The organism is Gammaproteobacteria bacterium, assembly GCA_016705365.1.
In the GTDB taxonomy this organism is placed as follows: Bacteria; Pseudomonadota; Gammaproteobacteria; order Pseudomonadales; family UBA5518; genus UBA5518.
This window is the reverse complement of the sequence record JADIYI010000005.1, coordinates 103,913-127,010: the sequence shown is the minus strand read 5'-3', so window position 1 is coordinate 127,010 and position 23,098 is coordinate 103,913. Positions and strand designations below refer to the sequence as shown.

The following is a 23,098-nucleotide window of genomic DNA, read 5'->3' as shown; positions in this document are numbered from 1 at the left end:
CCTACAGGTTCGCGCGGATGAAAGACTGTACCGCAGCGAGATCGTGCGCCAGCACGGTGCAGCGTTCCGGGCGCTCGAACAGGTCCTGCATATGCAGCGGCAAACCTGGCGCGCGCGTCACGCCGGCACGCAGCACCGCCTCGGGAAATTTGGCCGGATGCGCGGTGGCGAGTGCGATCATGGGCACCGCGGCGTCGGTACGCGTTGCGCGCGCCGCGCGCACCGCGATCGCCGAGTGCGGGTCGAGCAGGTACTCCGACTCGCGGAACACCGTGGCGATAGTCGCGCAGGTCTGTTCGTCGTCGACGCTGCAGCTGCCGAACTCGGCGCGCGCGCGCGCAATCACCTCCGGTGCAACACTGACGTCCTCATTGCGGAAGCGCTGCATCAGCGATGCGATCGCGGCACCGTCACGATCGTGGAAATCGAACAGGGCGCGCTCGAAATTGCTGGAAATGACGATATCCATGCTCGGCGAAAGGGTGTGCGCCAGCGGCGCCCGGTGGTAGCAATTGCTGGCAAGGAAACGGTGCAGGATATCGTTGACATTGGTGGCGACTACCAGCTGCTCGACCGGCAGACCCATGCGCCGCGCCAGGTAGCCGGCGTAGATATCACCGAAATTTCCGGTCGGGACCGCAAACGACACCTTGCGTGACGGTGCTCCGAGCGCCAGCGCGGCATAAAAGTAATACACGATCTGGGCCATTATGCGCGCCCAGTTGATCGAATTCACCGCCACCAGGCGGCGCCCGGACGGTAGAAACGACTGGTCCGAAAAGCTGCTTTTCACCATCTCCTGGCAATCGTCGAAATTGCCCTGGATCGCGAGGTTGTGGATGTTGTCGCCGGCCACGGTTGTCATCTGGCGCCGCTGCACTTCGGAAACGCGCTGGTGCGGATGCAGGATAAAGATATCGACGTGCTGCGAGCGCCGGCAGCCCTCGATCGCGGCGGAGCCGGTATCACCGGAGGTCGCACCGAGCACCACCACCCGTTCATTGCGACGCGCCAGGGAGCGTTCCAGCAACCGGCCGAGCAGCTGCAGCGCGAAATCCTTGAACGCCAGTGTCGGGCCATGGAACAGTTCGAGCAGCCACTCGTTGTGCCCGAGCTGCACCAGCGGCGCGACCGCGGGGTGACGGAAATCCGCATAGGTCTCGGCGGTAATGGCACGCAGTTCGGCGGGCTCGAGAAAGCCCTCCACGAAGGGCTGCATGATCTCGGCGGCGAGTTCGGCATAGCCAAGCGATCGCCAGCGCAGGAGTTGCGCGGCCTCGAAGCGCGGCAGCGTCTCGGGTACGTAGAGTCCGCCATCGGGCGCCAGTCCGGTCAGCAACACATCTTCGAAAGCCAGCGCCGGTGCCTGTCCGCGGGTGCTTATGTATCTCACCGCAATCCTCCCCCTCGCTGCACGCTCATCAACCGTCGAGCTTTTCCATGCGAATCCTGGTGACCGATCCGCGCGTGCTGTCCAGCGCCTCGATCGCACGAATCGCGTTCATCATCTGCAACTCCACGGTACGGCTGGTCAGCAGGATCATCGTCGCGGTCTCCTGCCCTTCGGGAGCTTCCTTCTGGATCATCGCCTCGATGCTGATGCCGGCCTCGCCGAGTATCTGCGCCACCCGCCACAACACACCCGGGCGATCGACGCCGGCGACCCGCAGATAATAGGAGGTCTGCACCGCGTCCATCGGCAGCACCGGCTCCGAGGACATCCGATCGGCCTGGAACGCCAGATGCGGCACGCGGTGCCCGGGATCCGCAGTCAGCGTACGCGCGACATCGACGATATCGGCGACCACCGCGGACGCCGTCGGCTCGGCTCCGGCACCCGGCCCGTAATAGAGCGTCGGGCCAACGGCATCTCCCTGCACCAGGATCGCGTTCATCACCCCGTTGACGTTGGCGATCAGGCGGTCATCCGGGATCAGGGTGGGATGTACCCGCAACTCGATGCCCTGCGCGGTACGCCGGCAGATGCCGAGATGCTTGATGCGATAGCCGAGGTCGGCCGCGTAGGCCAGATCCTCCTCGCACAGGGTGCTGATGCCCTCCGTGTAGACCTTGTCGAACTGCAACGGGATGCCATAGGCGAGCGAGGCGAGGATCATCACCTTGTGCGCGGCGTCGATCCCCTCGATATCGAAAGTCGGGTCGGCCTCGGCATAGCCCAGCGCCTGCGCTTCGGCGAGGGCGGATGCAAAGCTGCGCCCATGCTCGCGCATCTCGGAGAGTATGTAGTTGCCGGTGCCGTTGATGATACCGGCGACCCACTCGATGCGGTTGGCGGCCAGGCCTTCGCGGATCGCCTTGACGATCGGGATGCCGCCACCGACCGCCGCCTCGAACGCCACGCTGACGCCGCGTGCGCTGGCCGCCGCGAAAATCTCGTTGCCATGTTCGGCGATCAGGGCCTTGTTGGCGGTGATCACATGCTTGCCGGCCTCGATGGCCTGCAACACCAGCGTGCGTGCGACCTCGCAGCCGCCGATCAATTCGACGACGATATCGACTTCGGGGTCGCGCACCACCGCAAACACATCGCGGCTGACCCGGGTATTGCCCGTGTCGCACTGCGAATTGTCCCGACGCGCGCCGATATGGGTGACAGTGACATCGCGTCCCACGCGGGCAGCGATTTCGTCACGGTTACGCTGCAACACCCGGAAGGTTCCGGAACCGACCGTCCCAAAACCACAGATGCCCACCCTGATCGGATCCAAGAGTCACTCCCGTTGATTGATGCGCCAATCGGGCCCGCACGGGGCGCCGGCGGCAAGCCCGGACCCATCGCCCGGCGCATGACACGGCGCGCGATGATAGCAGGACTACCGCGGGGAATCACCGTGAAAACCGGCCGCGGACGGCGCGTCGATTGCGCCGCCAGCCGCCATTGGCAGCGGCTTCAGTTTATCCCGACCAGGTGGGCCAGTTCCTTCGCCGGACGATACCCGGATATCAGGGTGCCATCCTCGAGCACCAGCGCCGGTGTACCACTCACTCCGACACGCTCGCCGAGCAGCATCTGCGCGGCTACCGGGTTGGGAGTGCACACGTTGTCCGGCACCTTCTCACCGTTCTTCAGTCGCGTCAGCGTCTGCTGACGGTCGGTAGCGCACCAGGCAGTGGCAATCTTGCGATAGGAAGGCGAGGACAGACCCTGGCGCGGAAACGCCAGGTAGTGCACCGCTATTCCGAGCCGATTGAGCTCGGGAATCTCGTTATGCAGCTTGCGGCAGTAACCGCAGTCGACATCCGTGAACACCGTCAGGGTCGCCTTCGGCTCGGGCGGCGCGAAGATGATCATGTCCTCCGGCTTGACCTCGGCGATCAGTTGTTTGCGCTCCTGCTGGCGCGCAACCTCGGCGAGATTCGAAAAGCCCTGTCCGGCACCCTGCACCTCGAACAAGTCACCCGCGATGAAACGCGCGCCGTCCTCGCTCACGTACAGCAGCGGCCCGTCCACGACCTGTACCGCGTAAAGACCGCTCATGGAGCTCGGCTGGGGTGTCCCGTACTCCAGGTCGGGACGCGCCGCCTGCAGCCGCGCCAGTATGGCTGCGGCAACATCGTCAGCGGCGAGCGTCGCACTGCCAGCGCCCAGCACCATCATCAGTATGGCTGCGCTCGCAGGCACAACGAGTTTGCGGATGTTCGTCACTGTATATCTCCCTCGGTTTCATGGAAGCCTGCCGGGTTGGAACCCGGGGCGGGCGGTTGGTTCATGTCAGCCGCGCGGATGATGACGCGCGTGCAGCTGTTTCAGTCGTTCGCGCGCCACGTGCGTGTAAATCTGCGTGGTCGAGAGATCGCTGTGCCCGAGCAGCATCTGCACCACCCGCAGATCGGCACCATGGTTGAGCAGGTGCGTGGCGAAGGCATGGCGCAGCGTGTGCGGCGAGAGTGCCTGGGCGATGCCGGCGGTACGCGCATGATGCTTGATCCGGTGCCAGAATGTCTGGCGCGTCATCGCCTTGCCGGCGCGACCCGGAAACAGCACCGGGCTGCTGCCATCGGGTACCATCAGCGGCCGCGCCTCGCGCAGATAGCGCTGCACCCAGGCCAGCGCCTCGTCTCCGACCGGCACCAGGCGCTCCTTCGCACCCTTCCCCATTATCCGCACCACACCCTGACCGAGGTTGAGCCGCGCCACCTCGAGTGTAACCAGCTCGCTCACCCGCATGCCACAAGCATAGAGCAACTCGAGCATCGCCCGGTCACGCAGACCGATCGGCGTAGCCACATCGGGTGCGGCCAGCAGGCGCTCCACCATGTCCTCGCCGAGACTCTTCGGCAAGGGTCGCCCGATGCGCGGACTTTGCACCTGCAGCGTCGGGTCGGAGTCGATGCGTCCCTCGCGCACCTGGTGACGATAAAAGTTGCGCAGGCAGGAGAGCAAGCGTGCGGCACTGCGCGCGGAACTGCCGCGTTGCAAACCGGATGCGAGGTATTCCAGTATCAGTGCCTGGTCGACGCCGGCAAGCGAGGATGAATTCCGCTCCAGCCACCGCGCAAAGCCCGTCAGGTCACGACGATAGGCGGCAAGCGTGTTGGCGCTCAGTCCTTTTTCCATCCACGACGCATCGAGAAAGCTCTCGATCACGGTATCGTCGGATTCGCGGGTCATGGCTGGTGACGGCAGGTACAAAAAAGGTGGCCGGAGCCACCTTGGTCAATCGCTGTCGCAGCGCTTATTCGGCAGCTGGCTTCACACTCAGCTTTTCCTTGATGCGCGCTGCCTTGCCGCTCAGCTCGCGCAGATAATAGAGTTTGGCCTGGCGCACATCGCCGCGCCGCTTGATCTGGATGCTGGCCACCGCCGGGCTGTAGGTCTGGAAGGTACGCTCGACGCCCACCCCATGCGAGATCTTGCGCACCGTGAATGCCGAGTTCAAGCCGCGATTGCGCTTGCCGATCACCACGCCCTCGTATGCCTGCAGACGCTCGCGCTCGCCTTCAACCACGCGCACCTCGACCACGACCGTGTCACCGGGCGAGAATTCCGGCACGCTCTTGCTCATCTGCTCCGCTTCGATCTGCCCAATGATAGTGTTCTGCATGACCCTCTCCTCCGATGATCTGCCCGACGTTGTATACGCCCGGGCGCCTGCCCTTCATGCGGTGCGTGTTATCACACCACCCCTTCTGTCTGATCCTTGCCCTGCTCCGCGCCGATCAGGTCCGGGCGCCGCGCCCGGGTCCTGGCCAGTGACTGCTGGTGCCGCCACTGCCGGATGCGTTCATGATTGCCGCTCAGCAGCACCTCCGGAACGCCACAATCCTCGAAAACCTCCGGTCGCGTGTAATGCGGACAATCGAGCAGGCCCCCGGAAAAGGAATCCTGCGCTGCCGACTCGCCGTGCCCGAGGGCTCCGGGAATCAATCGCACCACCGCATCCGCAACGACCATCGCCGCCAGTTCACCTCCGCTCAGCACATAATCGCCGAGCGACAACTCCTCGTCGACCTCGCGCTCGATCACGCGCTCGTCGATGCCCTCGTAACGCCCGGCGACCAGGATGATCGGTCCGCCCGTTGCCAATTCCGCCACCCGCGCCTGGGTCAGCGGCACACCCTGCGGCGAGAGATAGATCACCCGCGCCCCGGCGCCAAATGCCGCTCTGGCGGCGCGTATCGCCGCACACAACGGCGCCGCCATCATCACCATCCCCGGCCCGCCCCCGTAGGGGCGATCATCGACCGAGCGATGCCGGTCCAGCGCGTAATCACGCGGGTTCCAGCAACTGAGCGCCGCGAGCCCCTCGCGAAACGCGCGCCCTGCGATGCCATGCCCGGTGAGCGCATCGAGCATCTCCGGGAAGATCGTCACCACGCCGATATTCAACATGGCTGCAACGACGCTCCGCGCATCAGAAATCCGGGTCCCAGTCGACCTGCATCTCGCCCCTGGCCAGATCGACCCCGAGCACCACCTTGCCGGGCACCCAGGGTATCAGTCGCTGGCGCTCGTCCAGGCTGCCCTCGGCGGGCTCCACCACCAGCACATCGTTGGCACCAGTCTCGAGCAGGTGATCGACGGTCCCGAGCCACACTGGCTCCGCCTGCGGCCGTACCGCGTATACCTGCAATCCTTCCAGCTGGTACCAGTAATACTCATCGGCCGGCAGGCGCGGCAGCGCACTGCGTGGCACCGCTACATCGGCCTGCACGAAGCGCCGCGCCGCATCGCGGTCGTCGCAGCCCGGCAGGCGGACGATGATGCCCTTCCCCTGCCGCTGTCCGCCTTCCCACTCGCAACTTTCCCACCCCTGCGGCATCCTGATCTGCCACACCGGGTAATCGAGAATTGCTTCAACCGGATCGGTATAGGACCAGACCTTGAGCCAGCCCTTGACGCCAAAAACACCACTTATACGACCCAGCACCACCAAGTCGTCCGCCGCTGGTGTCGTCACCCGCACCTCAGGCCGCTTGCGCACCCTTCCTGGCGTCGTGAACGAGCTTGGCCACGCGCTCGGACAGGATGGCGCCATGCCCCACCCAGTAATCGATGCGCTCGTGATTGAGGCGCAGACGCTCTTCCTTGCCGGTGGCGATGGGGTTGAAGAACCCGACGCGCTCGATGAACCGGCCATCACGCGCGCTGCGGCTGTCGGTGACCGTGATCTGGTAGAAAGGACGTTTCTTGGCGCCCGTACGTGAAAGTCTGATCGTTACCATTACTGCTGTTCCTGCTTCTGGTGCCGGGTGCATCGCTGGGGCAGGGCCCGACACTGCATTTGGCCGGACCCGCAAAGGGCGAGCATTCTAAGGGAAACCCTTTGGCTTTGAAATACTTGGAGAGTCGTCCGCGAGGGGAACGGTAATTATTACCGCCTCGGGAAACCCGCTCCGGGCGGCAGCATGCCACCGATGCCGCGCATCATGTTCTGCATCGCGCCCTTGTTGCCGAGCTTCTTCATCATTTTCTGCATCTGCTTGTGCTGCTTCATCAGGCGGTTGAGATCCTGGATCGAGGTTCCCGAGCCGAGCGTGATCCGGCGCTTGCGCGAGCCATTGAGCATATCGGGGTTGCGCCGCTCCTTCGGTGTCATCGAGTTGATGAGCGCCTCCATGCGCGCGAACTGACGCACATCGACATTCTGCTGCGCCGCCTGCGCGAGCCCGGCCATGCCGGGCAGCTTGTCGAGCATGCTGGAGATACCACCCATGTCACGCATCTGCTGCAACTGGTCGCGAAAATCCTCGAGATCGAAGCCCTTGCCGCCTTTCTTGATCTTCTTCGCGAGTTTCTCGGCCTTGTCACGATCGAGCTTGCGCTCGGCCTCCTCGATCAGCGACAGGATGTCGCCCATGCCGAGAATGCGCGAGGCGATACGATCGGGATAGAACGGCTCCAATGCGTCGGTCTTCTCGCCCACGCCGAGGAACTTGATCGGCTTGCCGGTCACCGCCCGCACCGACAACGCAGCGCCACCACGCGAATCGGCATCGGCCTTGGAGAGGATGACCCCGGTCAGCGGCACCGCCTGGTTGAACGCCTGCGCGGTCTGCGCGGCATCCTGGCCGGTCATGGCATCGACCACGAACAGTGTTTCCACCGGCCGCGTGGCCGCATGCAGATCGCGTATCTCCTGCATCATCCGCTCATCGAGCGCGAGGCGCCCCGCGGTGTCGATGATCAGCACATCGGCAAACTGGATGCGCGCGCTGGCCAGCGCGCTCTGGGCAATCGCGACCGGGAGTTGCCCCTCGTTGCTGGGAAAGAACCCGACGCCCACGGTCTCGGCCAGGCTCTCGAGTTGGCGTATCGCCGCCGGGCGGTAGACATCCGCGCTGACCAGCAGCACCTTTTTGCCTTTCTCTTTCAGCCAGCGCGCGAGCTTCGCGGCGCTGGTGGTCTTGCCGCTGCCCTGCAAGCCGGCCATCAGGATCACGGCGGGTGGTTGCACCGCGAGGTCGAGCGTTTCGTTGGCGCTGCCCATGGCGCGCTCGAGCTCCATCTGCACGATACGCAGGAAGGCCTGTCCGGGGCTGAGGCTTTTCATGACCTCCTGCCCCAGCGCCCGTTCGCGCACCTGCTCCACGAAATCCTTGACCACCGACAACGCCACATCCGCCTCGAGCAGGGCCTGGCGCACTTCGCGCAGCGTATCCTTGATGTTTTCCTCGTTCAGGGTCGCCTTGCCGGCAACACGGCGCAGCGTTTCCGACAAGCGTTCGCTGAGATTCTCGAACATGGGCAGGATGATCCGTGAGTGAGAGCCGCAAGCGGCAAGAAAGAAAAAAGGCGCCGCGCAGTATAGCCGAGGCACCATGGGCGAAGAAACGCCCGGCGCTTTCCCGCGCGCCGGGTGACGCATGCGCCCGCGCTCGGTAGAATGGCGCGAACTCCCCCGCAATCGCGCCGTTACACCTCAATCCGGAATTTGCGCAGCGTTATGACATCGGTACTGCCCGGAATCGCGGCCTGCCTGCTCTATCTCGCGAGCCTCGCAGCGCAGCTGTTCGCCCTGCACGAGGGCGGCTCGCGCGTGCGCGCCCTGCAACTGTCCAGGATGCTCGCCGCTCCCGCGCTGCTGCTGCACATGCTCAGCCTCAGCCCGGCGCTGTTCGCCGGCGACGGGCTGGATTTCGGACTGTTCAATGCCGGCTCGCTTTTTTTCTGGATGATAGCCACGCTGACGTATAGCGCCAGCTGGCGCTTGCCGCTGGCCAACCTGCTGCTGATCCTCTACCCGCTGACCGTCATCGCGCTGCTTTGCGCCCTGTTCCTGCACGCGCCCCAGGCACAGCTGCAACATCTGGGCTGGGGGATCGGCAGTCATGTCCTGCTGTCGATCATGGCATACAGCATCCTGACCATTGCCGCGGTGCAGGCGGCCGCGCTCGGGCTGCTGATCAACCGTCTCAAACATCGTCGTCTGCACGGCGTGGTGGACATGATGCCACCGTTGCAGACCATGGAAAGCCTGCTGTTTCGCCTGATCTGGACCGGAGAAGTGCTGTTGGCGCTGTCATTGGTGACCGGCGCGATGTTTTTCGAGAATCTTTTCGCACAGCACCTGGCCCACAAAACCGTGCTCTCGATCATTGCCTGGCTGGTATTCGCCACCCTGCTCTGGGGCCGGCACCAGCTGGGATGGCGCGGAATCACCGCGATCAAATGGACCCTCGCAGGCTTTTCGCTGCTGATCCTGGCGTATTTCGGCAGCAAGATTGTGCTCGAATTCGTCCTGCATCGTCCGGGCCTCTGAAATGCCACCCCTGTTGCCTTGACGGGCAAACTTCTTCAACATGAACTTCCGTCCTGAAACAAGGCCCTGTCGCGCTTGAACGATTCCTCGATGGAATTGCTGTTTGGCATCCTCGCTGCTTGCCTGATGATGTCGGCCTTTTTCTCCGGTTCGGAAACGGGCATGATGTCCGTGAACCGGTATCGTCTCAAGCATCTGCGCAGAACGCACCGCAGTGCGCGTATTGCCACGCGCCTGCTGGAGCGGCCCGACCGGCTGATCGGCCTGATCCTGATCGGCAACAACCTGGTGAATGTGCTGGCCTCGGCGCTGGCAACCGTGATCGCGATCCGCCTGTGGGGCGATGCCGGAATCGTGATCGCCACGGTGACGCTGACCGTGGTGATCCTGATTTTCAGCGAGGTTACGCCCAAGACGCTGGCGGCGCTGCACCCGGAACGGATCGCCTTGCCCGCCGCCTACGTGCTCAACGCCCTGATGTACGTGCTGTACCCGGCCGTATGGGCCATCAACCAGGTATCCAACACCCTGCTGCGGCTGATCGGGGTCGATGCGGAAAAAAGACCCGATGACGCGTTGAACTCCGAGGAGTTGCGCATCATCGTGGGTGAGGCGGGGCCGATGATCCCGGCGCGCCACAAACGCATGCTGCTCAATATCCTCGATCTGGAGGAAGTGACGGTGGACGACATCATGGTGCCGCGTCACGAGATCTACGGTATCGATCTCGGCCGCGATGATGCGGAAATCATTGCCGCACTCCGCGCCAGCGAACACACCCGGGTGGTCCTCTATCGCGAGGATATCGGCAATATCCTGGGCTTGCTGCATTTGCGTACCGTCAGCACGTACGTGCGCAATGACGAACTCGATCGCGACGCCATGCAACGTGCCAGCTCCGAGCCCTATTTCGTTCCCGAGAGCACCCCGCTCAACACGCAACTGCTCAATTTCCAGAAACAGAAGCGGCGTATCGGCATTGTCGTCGATGAGTACGGCTCGGTGCGCGGATTGGTCACGCTCGAGGACATCCTCGAGGAAATCGTCGGTGAATTCACCTCGAATCTCGGCGATGACTCACCCGAAATCGTCCAGCAGGGCGATGGCAGCTATCTCATCGACGGCGCCACATCCATCCGCGAGATCAATCGCTCGCTGCACTGGTCGCTTCCGGTAGAGGGCCCGAAAACGCTGAACGGCCTGATCCTCGAATACCTCGAAACGATACCGGAGGCGCATGTCGGACTGCGTATCGGGAATTACTACCTGGAGATTCTCCAGTTGCAGGGCAAGGTGATCCAGCAGGTGCGCGCGCTGCGTCAGTAGAGCACGCGTCGCGCTACGGGCGGCCGGGACCGACAGGCTCCCAGGCCTCGCGATAACGCCGATCGGCCGCGGCGATGACCGCCCGCTTCTGCTCATCGGGCAATTGCGTCCACTCCGATATTTCCGCTGCGCTGCGATAACAGCCGGTGCAGATATCGTCCTCGTCCAGCGCGCAGATGTTCACGCATGGCGATTTGACCGTCGACGGCTCAGCCATCGTGCATCGCCTTCAGGCATTCGCGAAACAAACGCCCGTTGCTCACATAGCGCACCGCATTCGCGGCCAGTTCGGCACGCTTGCTCTCATCGAGTATGCGTATCACCCGACCTGGCGAACCCATCACCACGGCGCCATCGGGCACCTGCATGTTCCTGGTCACCAGCGCCTTGGCCCCGATCAGGCAATTTCTGCCGATCACCGCGCCATTGAGCACCACCGCGCCGATTCCCACCAGGCAGCCATCACCTACGGTACAGCCATGCAGCATCGCCTGGTGTCCGACCGTGACATCCGCGCCGATATGCAGCGCAAAGCCCGGATCGGCATGCAGCACGCTGCCGTCCTGGATATTGCTGCGCGCACCGATGGTGATGGTTTCGCGATCCGCGCGAACCGTCACGCCGAACCATATGCTGGCGCCGGCATGGACTGTCGCCGAACCGATCACCGCGGCGTTGGGCGCGACGAAACAGCTCGAATCGATCTTCGGCCTGCGCCCGTCGAGTTCGTATATCACTGTCGCCCCCTTGTTGTTCAGCGGCGTATATCGACGCCAAAATCGAAAGCGGTATTGAGCAGATCGATCAGCATGAGCGCCGTCAGCCCACTGACCTGCTTGTCGCGCCACGGATACCGCGGCAGATCGCAGATGCGGCCCTCGTGCTCGACCTCATCGAGACGCAGGTTGTCGCGCTCGAGAAAATGGCGCAGCGGCACCCGGAACACCGAATCGAGTTCGGCAAGGTTGGGAACAAGCACCAGGTCGGGTGCGACGATGCCGATGAACGGTCGCACCTGCAAACCGAAGCGCGATCGACGCTGCAGCCCGGCACCCAGGATCTCGACCGCCGCAGGATCGAGCGCGATCTCCTCGAAGCTCTCGCGCAAAGCGGTCGCGACCAGGGAGCGATCGCCGGGATCACGCTTGCCACCCGGAAACGCGACTTCGCCGGGATGAGAAGACAAGTGACCGGCGCGCACCGTCAGGATCAGCTTCGGCTCGGGTTCGCGGGTGATCGCGATCAGCACCGCCGCATCGGCGTGCTGATCGACATCCCGCGTTGCGGCAATACGTTCGCGCAGTATCTGCAGCATCTCAGGCCCGCTCCACTGCGGGGCGCTCGTAACGCGCCAGGAACTCGCGACAAAAAGTCTCGAACCGCCCCGCGGCGATCGCCTCGCGAATCCGGCGCATCAGCGACTGGTAGAAGAACAGGTTGTGCAGGGTGTTGAGCTGGCTGCCGAGAATCTCGTTGCAACGATCGAGATGATGCAGGTAGCCACGGCTGAAATTGCGGCAAGTGTAGCAGGCACAATCGGGATCGGCCGGCAGCTCGCTGTCGCGATTGACCGCGTTGCGGATCTTCAGCACACCCTCGCTGGTAAACAGGTAGGCATTGCGCGCGTTGCGGGTCGGCATCACGCAATCGAACATGTCGATGCCGCGCGCCACGGCAGCGAGTATGTCCTGCGGCGTGCCGACGCCCATCAGGTAGCGCGGCCGCGGCACCGGCAGCAGCGGCGCGAGGTGATCGAGCACCAGCAGCATTTCCTGCTTGCTTTCGCCGACCGACAACCCGCCTATGGCGTAGCCATCGAATCCGATTTCGCGCAGACCCGCGAGCGATTCCGAGCGCAGCCCGGGGTACATGCCACCCTGCACGATGCCGAACAGCGCAGCCGGGTTGCCGGCATGCGCCGCGCGCGAGCGCGCCGCCCAGCGCAGGCTGAGCTCCATCGACTGGCGCGCCTGCGTGGTGTCCGCGGGATACGGGGTGCACTCGTCGAAAACCATCACGATATCGGCGCCGAGCTCGCGCTGCACCCGCATCGAGGTTTCGGCATCGAGAAACACCGGGCTTCCGTCCACCGGCGACTTGAAGTGCACACCCTGCTCGCTGATGCGCCGCATATCGCCGAGGCTGAATACCTGGAAGCCGCCCGAGTCCGTGAGGATGGGTCGCTGCCACGCCATGAAGCCGTGCAGATCGCCGAGCCGGCGGATGATCCCGGTGCCAGGACGCAACATCAGGTGAAAGGTGTTGCCCAGCACGATCTGCGCGCCGATCTCCTCGAGATCGCGCGGCAGCATGCCCTTGACCGTGCCGTAGGTGCCCACCGGCATGAACGCCGGAGTATCGACCACCCCGCGCGGGAACCGCAGTTGTCCGAGACGCGCGCCGCCATCACTCGCCGCCAGCGAAAATTGCATGAAACACTCAGCCATTGGCACGACCTTTACGTGTCTTGAGCAGCGCCGGTCGCTCGCCCCGGATGAACATCGCATCGCCGTAGCTGAAGAAGCGATAGCGTTCGCGCACCGCGCAATCGTAGGCATCGAGCACCCGCACCGTGCCGGCAAAGGCGCAGACCAGCATCAGCAGCGTGGATTCCGGCAGATGAAAATTCGTGATCAGCGCATCGACGCAGCGAAAGCGATAGCCGGGGTAGATGAAAATCGAGGTTTCGCCCTGCAGCGGATGGATACCCGAATCCGTGCTTGCCGCCTCGAGTGCCCGCAGGGTGGTGGTTCCGACCGCGATCACGCGCCGCCCCTCATCATGCGCCCGCAGCACGCATTCGCACAAATCGGCAGAGACATCCACATACTCCGCGTGCATGAGGTGTTCCTCGACGTTGCCGACACGCACCGACTGGAAGGTTCCGGCTCCGACATGCAGGGTGAGAAAACCGGTTTCGACACCCATGGCACGCACCCGCTCGAGCATCGCCTCGTCGAAATGCAGGCCGGCCGTGGGTGCGGCAACCGCGCCGTCCCGCGCCGCGTAAACGGTCTGGTAGCGGTCGCGGTCGAGCGCGTCATCCGGACGTTCGATATAGGGCGGCAGTGGCACATGACCAATGGCCTGCATCACGCCGAGCGCGGTGCGATCGGCAGGGAATGCGATCTCGTACATGTCGCGGTGCTTTTCGATCACGCGCACCCGCACCGCAGCATTGCCCTCCCCGTCGAGCAGATCGAGTTCGCTCCCGGGGCGCGGCGGCTTGCTGGCCCTGACCTGCGCCAGCACCCGGTGCGGATCGAGCACCCGCTCCACCAGCAGCTCGACACCGCCACCGGTGGCGGTCTTGCAGCCGAACATCCGCGCCGCAATCACCCGGGTATCGTTGAACAACAGCAGATCTCCGGCCCGCAGCAGCTGCGGCAGCTCGGCAAACGAGCGGTGCTGCAGTGTTGCGCGCATTGCATCGAGGCACAGCAGACGACTGCCGGAACGGGCCGCGGGTGGCTCGCGCGCTATCAGTTCGGCGGGAAGCGGGTATCGGAAGTCGCTGACTTTCATGGCGTACCGGAGAAGACAAGGCGGCAAGGGTATAGATGGGGACGCCCCATGGCAATTGCGCTTGCCGGCACGAAGTCCGTTGCTATAATGCCGCCCTTCCAAACGCCAGAGTGTCGGAACTGGTAGACGAGACGGACTCAAAATCCGTTGCAGTAGCCCTGCGTGGGGGTTCGAGTCCCCCCTCTGGTACCATTATTTTTGCAGCCGAACCCGCAGCGGGTGGCAATCAATCGTCGATCAGGGCGATCGGCTCGCGCACGGCCACCGACTGACCTTCCTTGACCAGCAGTTCGCGTATCGTTCCGCTGGCAGGAGACTCCAGCTCCTCAACCGCCTTGGCGGTTTCGATCTCGGCGAGCACTTCGCCTTCCACAACGGCATCGCCCGCTTGCTTCAGCCAGCGCAGCACGGCCCCCTCGGTGATGCCCATGCCCCATTGGGGCATCCTGACCGTTGTTGTCATGTTCCGGTTTCCTGTGGCGAAAGGTGCCATCTCAGATCAAACGCTTCACGGCCGCCACTATGCGCTCGGCAGACGGGTACAGCGGCCTCTCCAGGCTAGGTGCAAAGGGGATGTTGACGTCCGGTGTGGTGACCCGCTGAATGGGTTTGCGCAACGACTCGAAACCATCCTCAGCCACGATCGCGGCTATTTCCGCGGCGGCACCGCAACTGCGATGGGCGTAGTCCACGATGACGAGGCGCCCGGTGCGGGAAACCGAGGCCAGTATGGTTGCGCGATCGAGCGGAACGAGCGTCCGCACATCGATGACGTCCGCCTCGATCCCGTCTGCGGCGAGCGCATCGGCCGCCGACAGCGCGTGTGGCAGGCAACCGGCGACCGAGACGATGCTGACATCCCCGCCAGCGCGCTTGATGTCCGCGACACCGATCGGAACGAGGAAGTCGGGATCGGCCGGGCACGGTCCCCTGCGGAACCAGAGATCGTTGTCCTCGAACACCATCACCGGATCATCGTCGCGGATCGCCGACTTGAGCAGCCCTTTCATGTCGGCGGCGGTGGCGGGTGCGACGATCTTCAGCCCCGGCGCATTCATGAACATCGGATAGGGGCGATCGGAGTGCTGGGCCGCATTGGAGCCGTTGTGCCACATGGAGGCGCGGAAAACCACGGGAACCCGCGCCTTGCCGCCGGTCATGTAATGCAGTTTGGCCGCCTGATTGATGATCTGGTCGGAACCCAGGTAGGCAAAACTCGCAATGGTCAGATCGACCACCGGGCGCAGACCCGTCATCGCCGCGCCCACCGCCATGCCACAGAAACTGTTTTCCGAGATTGGCGTGCTGCGCAAGCGCCTGGGATCCACGTTCAGCAGGCCGCTTCCGGCGTAGAGATAGATATCCTCTCCGATCAGGATTACGCGTTCGTCGCGATCCATTTCCTGCTGTTCGGCTTCGAAGATCGCCTCGAAATAGCTGGTTTCGCGTACTTCACCGTTGCTGTTTTCCATTAGCGAAGCTCCGGCGCCGGGTGAATCGGATTGCTGTAGAGATGCTCGAACACGGTTTCGAAACCGGGCTCCGCACTGCGCTTTGCGTGCGCGAGTGCCGCGGCCACTTCCTCGCGTGCCGCCTTTTCCAGATCCAGGAGTTGCTCCTCCTGCGCGACCCCTTCGGCAGCGAGCCGGGCACGCAACAACACGAGCGGATCGCGCGCACGCCAAAGCGCCATCTCCTCGTCGCTGCGGTACTGTGTCGGGATGAAGAGATTGACCGCGTGCTCATCGTAGCGATAGGTCTTGGCTTCGATCAGCGTTGGCCCTCCACCTTCTCTCGCGCGCTCTACCGCGCACGCCGTAACCGCGTGCACCGCGAAGAGATCCTGCCCGTCCACGATCTCGCCGGGCATTCCGTAGGCAGCTGCGCGGGCAGCGATATCCGTCACGCTGTGCGCAAGCGCCATCGGCGTGGTTGCCGCGTACCGGTTGTTTTCGCAGAAGTAGACGACCGGCAGCTTCCAGACCGAGGCCATGTTGAGGCTTTCGTGGAACGTGCCCTGGTTTGCCGCCCCATCGCCGAAAAAGCACAGCGATACGCGGCCGTTGCCAAGCACCTGTGCGGAGAGCCCGGCGCCCGTTGCCAGCGGAATGCCGCCGCCCACGATGGCCGATTCCCCGACGATTCCGACGCTGGCATCCGCGAGGTGCATCGAACCACCGCGTCCCCCGCAGATTCCGTTCGACTTCCCCATCAACTCGGCCATCAGCGCGTCGAGTTGCGCGCCCTTGCCGATCGGGTGGCCGTGCGAACGGTGCGTGCCGGTCACGTAGTCATCCGCGCCAAGGGCCATGCAGGCCCCGACGATGGCCGCCTCCTGTCCGGCGCTCGAGTGGCAGCTGCCGGGAATGAGCCCGGCACGCACGGCTTTGCCGACCGCCTCCTCGAAATAGCGGATACGCAGTACTCGACGCAGACTTTCGATCTTCTGTTCGCTGGAGAGGCTCATGATCGTATCCCGAATGACATCCTGCCAAGCTTAACCGTACTGTAACGGACAGGAAAATTACTGATCGGCAATACTGAAAGCACGACGCAGGTGGAGGCTGGACTCATGATTGAAGCAGGAAGCAGCAGATTGGCCAATAAGGTGATCGTGGTTACCGGGGCAAGCGGAGGCATCGCATCGGCCACGGTACGGATGCTGGCAAAGGGCGGCGCTCGATTGGCATTGCTCGACCGCGACCCGGCACTGCTCGAGGCGCTCCGTTCGGAACTGAGTGAGTCCTCGCGCCATCGCGGATGGGCACTGGACCTGACGGACGATGCTCGGCTCGACGTGGTCTTCGGGGAACTGATCGCGCATTTCGGTCGGGTCGACGCCCTGATAAACAACGCCGGGCTGCTGATTGGCGGTCATTTCGAGGAGGCGCCAGCGGCACGGCTGCGCAAGCTGATCGACGTCAACCTGTATGTACCCCTGCGGATGTGCCAGTTGGCGGTTCCGGTGATGCGGCACCAGGGATCGGGCCACATCGTCAATGTCTTCTCGTCGGCGGGGCTGCTTGCGGTACCGGGTTTCGCCGCTTACGGCGCGACAAAATCGGGGCTGTTTGCGTTCAGCCGTACCCTGCGTCGCGAATTGCGCGGCTCGGGAATCAAGGTCAGCGCGTTCTGCCCTGGCGCGACCCGCAGCCCGATGACCGAGGCCATGACCGAGGCGGGCGGCAATCCGGGCGGCGAAACCCCGCACCCGGTGGCAAAGCCCGCCGCGGCATTGTGCCACTTGATCGAACATCCCGAAGACGTGGTGGTGGTCTCCGGCAGACCCCTTGCGCAGGGTATCGCGATGTTTCTTGATCGCGTGTTCCCGAAGTTGCTCGACGGAGTATGGGCAAAGCGCTGCAACGATGCGTATTACGGCATGGCTGCGCGGGGTGGGCGGCCGCAATGAACACAGCCCTGGCGCTTGCAAACCTGCCGGCAACCCCCCCCGCACCGTGTGCAGCAACACCGTGTTACCGCGGCGATCGCCGGCAACAGAATGGACCCTGCACGGGTCAGGGTGCTTGCCATCGGCGAAGGTCGGCATGTGCCCGCTCCCGGGTTTGCCCCTCGAAATGGTCGGTAACGATCACTATTCCCGGACAATTTGCCCGAAAACCTGATTAGAGGCGTAAATGATGAATATGTCACATTGACTTCGGGGGGGAATATGTAAAAATTTGCCTGCTTATCACCCGTTCGCATGATTGAACCTCAAGGAGACCACGATGCGTACTATGTCCAAGAAAGCTGCACTCCTGTCTGCAGCACTGGCTGTCACCCTGCTGAGCGGCTGCGCTTGCAACGACCGTCTTGACGCTCTCGAAGCCCGCGTTGGCACCGTAGAGACGACCGCCAACAGTGCACAAGCTGCGGCAAACCGTGCCCAGTCCTCTGCCGATGCCGCAGCCGCTGCTGCCGCCGAAGCACAGAAGACTGCAAACGATGCAGTTGAAGCTGTCAGCCGCATGGCCGAGAAGTGCTGCCGCAAGTGAGTTGAAACTGGCCGGGTTCGGCCAGTAATCGACCTTGCTGATACCGCCCTGCACGGCTTGGTGTTCACACCCGGCTGATGCGGGGTTTTTTTGTGCCGCAATTACGAGAATTCTTTGGATCCACGCCGCCCATACCGCACCGGTCTGCGATCGCCACATCGGATTGCGGAGGCCGGTGCAAGTATTTGCGAGCAATAAACCGGGAAGGGCGCGTCGTCGACCCAGGGCTAACGGTTCAGGTTCAGCAGCGAGATAAACGTGACCCCCGCTTCATTGCGAAGCGAGGGCAGAGAAAATGTGGGAACCCTTTTAGCGGATCGCGATGCTCTCGGTCGATACCCGCACCGGCAGGCCGGAACGGTGAACCGCGGCAGCCTTGGCCTGGACCCAGTTGACATCGACGGAATTGACGCGCAGCGCCATATGTATCGCATCCGCGACATCGGCCTCGGGCACCTGGATAGCACGCTGCTCCTCGAGCGCATCATGCACCTCGACGTAGAGACTGCCGCCTTTCCACCCGGCCTTGACCGGTGCATTGATGATGCGCACCGGCGTGCCACGCTTGACGAGTTGCGCGAATTCCTCGACATCGCCGTTGTACATCCGCATGCACCCATGGCTCACACGCATGCCCACGCCGAGATCCTTGTTGGTGCCGTGGATGAAATAGCCCTTGGCGCCCAGTTGCACCGCCCAGCCGCCGAGCGGGTTGTCCGGACCGGGCGGCACGACCGAAGGTAACGGATCACCCGCGGCAGCATGCTCGGCACGGATCGATGGGGGGGGGACCCAGGTCGGGTTCTTGATGGTGCTCAGCACCGTGGTGCTCACCAGCGGGGTCTCCCAGCCTTCACGCCCGATACCGATCGGGTAGGTGACGACCGTCTGGCCATCGGGCTGGTAGTAATAGATGCGCAACTCGGCGAGATTGATCACGATGCCCACGCGGTTACCGGGCGGCAGGATGAACTCGACCGGCAGCACTATCTCGCGGCCTTCACCCGGCACCCAGGGGTTTACCCCCGGGTTGGCCGCCACGATCTCCCTGAATCCGACGCTGTAGTGCTCGGCATAGACCGGGAGGGTATCGCTGTAGCTGGCAATACGCACCGTAACGAGTTCCCCGACGATATCCTCGCCGGGCGGCGGCATGCTCAAGGTCAGCGCGCTCGCGTTGAGGGCGCAGAGCAGCAGAAAAACACCGGTAAGTCCACGCATCGGATTTTCAATCCAGACCAATTGATGCGTCCATTCTAGCAACTATGCCGGCAAGCCCGCGATGCACCGTGTGCCCGAAGCGGCAAATTTACAATACGCCGCCTCAATCGACCCCGAGAATCAGACCGCTGGTCGGAACGCCGGTGCCGGCGGTAACGAGCGCGTGCTCCACGCCGGACACCTGGTTTACCGCACTGCCGCGCACCTGCCTCGCCCCTTCCGCAACACCGTTGAGGCCATGGATATAGGCCTCTCCGATCTGTCCACCATGGGTGTTGACCGGAAGCTTGCCGCCGCGCGCAATATGACCATCACGGATGAAATCCTTGGCCTCGCCGCGTCCGCAAAAGCCGAATTCCTCGAGCTGGGGGAGCACGAAGGGTGTGAAATGGTCATACAGCACGGCAGTCTGGATATCGTCAGGACCGATACCCGCCATCTCGTACAGTTGCCGGGCAACGAGTCCCATCTCGGGAATTTCCGTGAGGTCCGGACGGTAAAAGCCGGTCATCATCTGCAGATCACCGGCCGCGCCCTGGGCCGCGCCACGGATCACCACCGGTTTCTGACGCAGATCGCGAGCGTGCTCGAGCGACGTGATCACCATTGCCACCGCGCCATCGCTCTCCTGGCAGCAATCGAGCAGCCGCAACGGCTCGGCGATCCAGCGCGAGTTGCGGTGATCATCGAGCGTGATGGGCTTGCCATGGAAAAACGCTGCCGGGTTGGTGGCGGCAAAATCGCGGGTGGATACCGAAACCCGGCCGAAATCATCGGGACTGGCACCGTAGGTGTGCAGATAACGCTTCGCACACATCGCCACCCAGGATGCCGGCGTCGACAAACCATAGGGCATGTACCAGCCAAAATGCACGGTTTCGAAAGAATTCGGATCGGTACTGATCAAACCGCCCTGGCCAAAACGAAAGCCGGAGCGTTCGTTCATCGCACGATACACCACCACCGCGCGGCAGACCCCGGTCGCAACCGCCATCGCGGCATGGAACAGGGGCGCGCAGGCAGCGCCACCGCCGTAATGGGTACGCGAGAAAAACTTGAGCTCCTTGCCGCCGAGCAGGCGAAACAACTCGATCTCGGGGTTGTTGTCCATCGTGTAGGAGGCCATGCCATCGACCTCGTCGATACCGATCCCGGCATCGTCGAGCGCCATCTTGATGGCCTCGACGCCGAGCTGTATCTCGCTGCGACCGGAATTCTTGGAAAACTCGGTGGCGCCCAGCCCGGCGATCGCGGTCTTGCCGCCGAGAAATCTGTTCCCGCTCATTGCGCTCTCCTCAGGGCAAGGCAACCGTCACCGATCCGGTGACGTGGTAACCAAGGCCGTTCTTGCCGCCGACTTCGATCTCGACCAACTGCTCGTCGCCACCACCAAGTGCCGTGACCCGTCCCTTCAGCACCATCGTATCTCCCGGATAATTCGGAGCTCCGAGCTTGATCTTGACCGCGCGCAGCAGCGCATTCGGACCAGCCCAATCAGTCACGTAGCGTCCCACCAGCCCGTTGCTGGTAAGAATGTTCATGAAGATATCGGGTGAGCCGAGCGCCTGCGCACCGGGTTTGTCATGGTGGACATCCTGGAAGTCACCGCTCGCAATGGCGGCGGACACGATCAGCCGCGTGGTGATATCGATGCTGAGCGGCGGGAGTTCATCACCGACACTCACCTCGGAAAATTTGCGTGTTGGTTGCAGCGTGCTCATAGTCCGATCTCGATTTGCTGTTTGGAAAGTTCGGCTCCGAAGCCGGCAAGAATCCGGCTGCCGCCACCCAGAGATAACTCGTTCTGCCGTGCCCACAGGTAATAACGGTGGATCGGGTAGTCGAGATCCGCGCCGGTCCCGCCATGCAGATGCTGGCAGGCATGGCCGACCCGGTGACCGGCCTCGCACGCCCACCAGGAGGCAACGGCGACGGCGGAACTCGGCGGCAAGCCCTGATCGATGCGCCACGCCGCCTGCCACAGGGTCGAGCGCAGAGCCTCGATATCGATATACGCGTCGGCCGCGCGGTGCGCGACCGCCTGAAAAGCCGCCAGCTGCTTGCCGAACTGCTTGCGCTCCACGGTATGGGCCGCGGTGCGGCGCAACGCCTCCGCGAGCACCCCGAGCTGGATGAAGCCAAGCGCCGTGGCCGCACGCTCGGCGATCCATTCGCGGATGCCCTCGCCCGCGCCCGCCTCACCCAGCATCGCGTCCGCGGCCACCCGCACGGAGTCAAACGTGAGCGTATCGAGCGGTTCGTGATTGGTGCCCCGCTGGCGCTCGAACCCGAGGCCTGCCGCATCGCACGCCATCATGAACAGATTGCAGGAGCCGTCCGCCGCAAGCGCCGGCACCAGCACCGCCGAGGCATCCAGACCATAGGGCACGAAATCGAGCCGGCCATCGAGTATCCAGTCCTTGCCATCCTCACGGCAGCCGGGCAGCTCGCCTTTCATGGCGAGGCTGCTGCCGGTAAGCACCACCTCGCCGCTCGCGGCCCGCGGCAACCAACGGTCACGCAGCGTGGGGGAACCGAACTCCGCCAGCGGCAGCGCTGCCAGTACGCTCGATGCCAGCAGCGGCAACGCGGCCACGTGCCTGCCCTGCTCCTCGAATACCGCGCACAAGCCGGAAAAGCCCAGGCCGCTGCCGCCATAGTCCTCGGCCAGCGCAACGCCCACCAATCCCGCTTCCGCCAGCAAACGCCACAGTTCAAGGTGGTAGGCGACCTCGCCCCGGTCAAAACGCCTGAGTTGCGCATCACCGCTCTGGTCGGCAAAAATCTGTGCCGCGAGTTCCTGTACCGAGCGCGTTTCTTCCGCTATCGAAAATTCCATATCACGCACCTCCCCGGATACGAAACAGCGGAAAGGCGAGGCCATCCTCCTCGCGAAACACCACCTCGACCGGCGTGCCGATATCGATGTCCGCGGCGCTCGCATCCACCAGCTGACTCACCAGCCGGGTTCCCTCTTCCAGTTCCACCAGCAACACCGTGTTCGGATACTCGAACGGCGGGATCTGCGGGTGATGCATCACGACAAAGCTGTAGACCACGCCCTTGCCACTGCTCTGCACGGCCTCCCACTCGAGCGACTGGCAGGCCGGGCACATCGGACCAGGCGGGTGGCGCAGCGTGGCGCAGCTCGTGCAGCGCTGGATCAACAGCTTGCCTTCCCGCGCGCCCTGCCAGAAAAACTGCGTGTCGTGGTTCTCGACCGGGCGGAAGCGCTTGACCTGCGCCGGTGCCGCGGTGGTAGCGGCGGGTGCGCTTTGCGCGCGCTCCGGTGCCCGGTAGCGGAATACCCTGAAGCGCATGTCGCCGACTTTCTCGTCGTTCTGGTCCCAGAATTCCTCGAGCTCGGTGACGAAGAAGCCGGTACCCAGCGCCGTGCTTTTCTCCGCGGAAATCGCTTCGATCCGGGAGGTGTGATGAATTCGGTCGCCCGGTCGCAGGTAGCGCGCATAGGTTTGCTCGCAGTTCACCGCGACCACCGCCGGATAGCCCAGCTCGGTCAACAGCTCGAACACCTCGAACGGTTCACGGTTATCGGAGCCTGTCGCCCACTGGCCGGTCACACCACGCATCGTCCATGCCTGCAACATGGTCGGCGGAGCAACGATGCCACCGTGAACCGAGGCGGCGGCCGCCTCGGGGTCGGTATAGACCGGGTTGGCGTCGCCCATGGCCTCGCACCAGTGCCGGATCATGGCCTGGTTGACCTCGTCCCAACTGTTGAAGGGTCCGCAGGGACGACCCAGGTACTGCTGCAGCTTTTCGTTCAAATCACTCACGATGACA

Annotated in this window: 26 protein-coding genes and 1 tRNA gene; 5 read left to right on the top strand and 22 right to left on the bottom strand. The window is 63.6% G+C overall.

The annotated features are described in order from the left end of the window. Position 1: 1 nt before the first annotated feature. The 9 genes from IPF49_04345 to ffh form a co-directional block, all read right to left on the bottom strand. On the bottom strand, positions 2 to 1,393 hold the full coding sequence (locus IPF49_04345; protein MBK6286870.1) for a threonine synthase: 1,392 nt from the start codon (positions 1,391 to 1,393) through the stop codon (positions 2 to 4). A 28-nt stretch (positions 1,394 to 1,421) separates the two neighbouring features. After that, positions 1,422 to 2,729, bottom strand: a complete 1,308-nt coding sequence (locus IPF49_04340; protein ID MBK6286869.1) for a homoserine dehydrogenase — start codon at positions 2,727 to 2,729, stop codon at positions 1,422 to 1,424. Between the two features lie 182 nt (positions 2,730 to 2,911). Then, complete coding sequence (locus IPF49_04335) at positions 2,912 to 3,619, bottom strand: thioredoxin fold domain-containing protein (protein ID MBK6286868.1); 708 nt, start codon at positions 3,617 to 3,619, stop codon at positions 2,912 to 2,914. A gap of 114 nt (positions 3,620 to 3,733) precedes the next feature. After that, the gene (gene xerD, locus IPF49_04330; GenBank protein MBK6286867.1) at positions 3,734 to 4,633 is read right to left on the bottom strand and encodes a site-specific tyrosine recombinase XerD; all 900 of its coding nucleotides are present in this window, start codon (positions 4,631 to 4,633) and stop codon (positions 3,734 to 3,736) included. A gap of 64 nt (positions 4,634 to 4,697) precedes the next feature. Further along, entirely contained in the window at positions 4,698 to 5,066 is a 369-nt protein-coding gene (gene rplS, locus IPF49_04325; GenBank protein MBK6286866.1) for a 50S ribosomal protein L19, read from the bottom strand. Between the two features lie 71 nt (positions 5,067 to 5,137). Beyond that, a complete protein-coding gene (trmD, locus tag IPF49_04320; protein ID MBK6286865.1) occupies positions 5,138 to 5,854 on the bottom strand; it encodes a tRNA (guanosine(37)-N1)-methyltransferase TrmD in 717 nt (238 codons plus the stop codon). 22 nt (positions 5,855 to 5,876) lie between these two features. Further along, positions 5,877 to 6,500 (bottom strand): ribosome maturation factor RimM, encoded by a 624-nt coding sequence (gene rimM, locus IPF49_04315; GenBank protein MBK6286864.1) that lies wholly within the window; start codon positions 6,498 to 6,500, stop codon positions 5,877 to 5,879. Continuing rightward, a complete protein-coding gene (gene rpsP / locus IPF49_04310) occupies positions 6,430 to 6,687 on the bottom strand; it encodes a 30S ribosomal protein S16 (GenBank protein ID MBK6286863.1) in 258 nt (85 codons plus the stop codon). The genes rimM and rpsP overlap by 71 nt, the downstream gene beginning before the upstream one ends. A gap of 149 nt (positions 6,688 to 6,836) precedes the next feature. Continuing rightward, complete coding sequence (gene ffh, locus IPF49_04305) at positions 6,837 to 8,207, bottom strand: signal recognition particle protein (protein MBK6286862.1); 1,371 nt, start codon at positions 8,205 to 8,207, stop codon at positions 6,837 to 6,839. A gap of 201 nt (positions 8,208 to 8,408) precedes the next feature. On the opposite strand from ffh, the gene ccsA reads away from it, so the two are divergent. Continuing rightward, positions 8,409 to 9,224: a cytochrome c biogenesis protein CcsA gene (ccsA, locus tag IPF49_04300; GenBank protein ID MBK6286861.1), complete on the top strand. Its 816-nt coding sequence runs from the start codon at positions 8,409 to 8,411 to the stop codon at positions 9,222 to 9,224. Positions 9,225 to 9,299: 75 nt separating this feature from the next. After that, entirely contained in the window at positions 9,300 to 10,550 is a 1,251-nt protein-coding gene (locus IPF49_04295) for an HlyC/CorC family transporter (protein MBK6286860.1), read from the top strand. 13 nt (positions 10,551 to 10,563) lie between these two features. Here the strand turns inward: IPF49_04295 and IPF49_04290 are convergent, their stop codons facing one another. Genes IPF49_04290 through queA form a run of 5 tightly spaced genes read right to left on the bottom strand, consistent with a single transcriptional unit; the run spans position 10,564 to position 14,075 of the window. Next, positions 10,564 to 10,767 (bottom strand): DUF1289 domain-containing protein, encoded by a 204-nt coding sequence (locus IPF49_04290; GenBank protein ID MBK6286859.1) that lies wholly within the window; start codon positions 10,765 to 10,767, stop codon positions 10,564 to 10,566. Continuing rightward, on the bottom strand, positions 10,760 to 11,287 hold the full coding sequence (locus IPF49_04285) for a gamma carbonic anhydrase family protein (GenBank protein MBK6286858.1): 528 nt from the start codon (positions 11,285 to 11,287) through the stop codon (positions 10,760 to 10,762). Before IPF49_04285 ends, IPF49_04290 begins: the two co-directional genes overlap by 8 nt. 17 nt (positions 11,288 to 11,304) lie before the next feature. Then, positions 11,305 to 11,865 carry a CoA pyrophosphatase gene (locus tag IPF49_04280; GenBank protein MBK6286857.1) on the bottom strand — a complete coding sequence of 187 codons (561 nt, stop codon included), beginning with the start codon at positions 11,863 to 11,865 and terminating at the stop codon, positions 11,305 to 11,307. A 1-nt stretch (position 11,866) separates the two neighbouring features. Further along, positions 11,867 to 12,997, bottom strand: coding sequence for a tRNA guanosine(34) transglycosylase Tgt (gene tgt, locus IPF49_04275; protein MBK6286856.1), 1,131 nt, complete (start codon positions 12,995 to 12,997; stop codon positions 11,867 to 11,869). Beyond that, on the bottom strand, positions 12,990 to 14,075 hold the full coding sequence (gene queA, locus IPF49_04270) for a tRNA preQ1(34) S-adenosylmethionine ribosyltransferase-isomerase QueA (GenBank protein ID MBK6286855.1): 1,086 nt from the start codon (positions 14,073 to 14,075) through the stop codon (positions 12,990 to 12,992). Before queA ends, tgt begins: the two co-directional genes overlap by 8 nt. Positions 14,076 to 14,179: 104 nt before the next feature. Here queA and IPF49_04265 point away from each other — a divergent pair. Next, positions 14,180 to 14,267: transfer RNA gene (locus IPF49_04265), tRNA-Leu, on the top strand. Between the two features lie 34 nt (positions 14,268 to 14,301). On the opposite strand, the gene IPF49_04260 is transcribed toward IPF49_04265, so the two are convergent. From IPF49_04260 to IPF49_04250, 3 genes are read right to left on the bottom strand one after another with little or no spacing between them, the layout of a single operon-like run. Further along, positions 14,302 to 14,538, bottom strand: coding sequence for a biotin attachment protein (locus IPF49_04260; GenBank protein MBK6286854.1), 237 nt, complete (start codon positions 14,536 to 14,538; stop codon positions 14,302 to 14,304). A 31-nt stretch (positions 14,539 to 14,569) separates the two neighbouring features. Next, positions 14,570 to 15,547, bottom strand: a complete 978-nt coding sequence (locus tag IPF49_04255) for an alpha-ketoacid dehydrogenase subunit beta (GenBank protein MBK6286853.1) — start codon at positions 15,545 to 15,547, stop codon at positions 14,570 to 14,572. Continuing rightward, positions 15,547 to 16,542 (bottom strand): thiamine pyrophosphate-dependent dehydrogenase E1 component subunit alpha, encoded by a 996-nt coding sequence (locus tag IPF49_04250; protein MBK6286852.1) that lies wholly within the window; start codon positions 16,540 to 16,542, stop codon positions 15,547 to 15,549. Before IPF49_04250 ends, IPF49_04255 begins: the two co-directional genes overlap by 1 nt. A gap of 129 nt (positions 16,543 to 16,671) precedes the next feature. Here IPF49_04250 and IPF49_04245 point away from each other — a divergent pair, with 129 nt between their 5' ends. Together IPF49_04245 and IPF49_04240 are read left to right on the top strand one after the other, a co-directional pair. Continuing rightward, a complete protein-coding gene (locus IPF49_04245) occupies positions 16,672 to 17,487 on the top strand; it encodes an SDR family oxidoreductase (GenBank protein ID MBK6286851.1) in 816 nt (271 codons plus the stop codon). A gap of 319 nt (positions 17,488 to 17,806) precedes the next feature. Further along, the gene (locus tag IPF49_04240; GenBank protein ID MBK6286850.1) at positions 17,807 to 18,073 is read left to right on the top strand and encodes an outer membrane lipoprotein OprI; all 267 of its coding nucleotides are present in this window, start codon (positions 17,807 to 17,809) and stop codon (positions 18,071 to 18,073) included. A 309-nt stretch (positions 18,074 to 18,382) separates the two neighbouring features. Here IPF49_04240 and IPF49_04235 read toward each other — a convergent pair whose 3' ends face one another. The 5 genes from IPF49_04235 to IPF49_04215 all read right to left on the bottom strand — a co-directional run bounded on the left by IPF49_04235 (position 18,383) and on the right by IPF49_04215 (position 23,007). Further along, positions 18,383 to 19,294: a L,D-transpeptidase family protein gene (locus tag IPF49_04235; protein MBK6286849.1), complete on the bottom strand. Its 912-nt coding sequence runs from the start codon at positions 19,292 to 19,294 to the stop codon at positions 18,383 to 18,385. A 103-nt stretch (positions 19,295 to 19,397) separates the two neighbouring features. Next, the gene (locus tag IPF49_04230; protein MBK6286848.1) at positions 19,398 to 20,579 is read right to left on the bottom strand and encodes a lipid-transfer protein; all 1,182 of its coding nucleotides are present in this window, start codon (positions 20,577 to 20,579) and stop codon (positions 19,398 to 19,400) included. 10 nt (positions 20,580 to 20,589) lie between these two features. Next, the gene (locus IPF49_04225) at positions 20,590 to 21,015 is read right to left on the bottom strand and encodes a MaoC family dehydratase (GenBank protein MBK6286847.1); all 426 of its coding nucleotides are present in this window, start codon (positions 21,013 to 21,015) and stop codon (positions 20,590 to 20,592) included. After that, a complete protein-coding gene (locus IPF49_04220) occupies positions 21,012 to 22,133 on the bottom strand; it encodes an acyl-CoA/acyl-ACP dehydrogenase (protein MBK6286846.1) in 1,122 nt (373 codons plus the stop codon). Before IPF49_04220 ends, IPF49_04225 begins: the two co-directional genes overlap by 4 nt. Before the next feature lies 1 nt (position 22,134). Further along, positions 22,135 to 23,007 (bottom strand): MaoC family dehydratase N-terminal domain-containing protein, encoded by an 873-nt coding sequence (locus tag IPF49_04215; protein ID MBK6286845.1) that lies wholly within the window; start codon positions 23,005 to 23,007, stop codon positions 22,135 to 22,137. Positions 23,008 to 23,098: the final 91 nt, after the last annotated feature.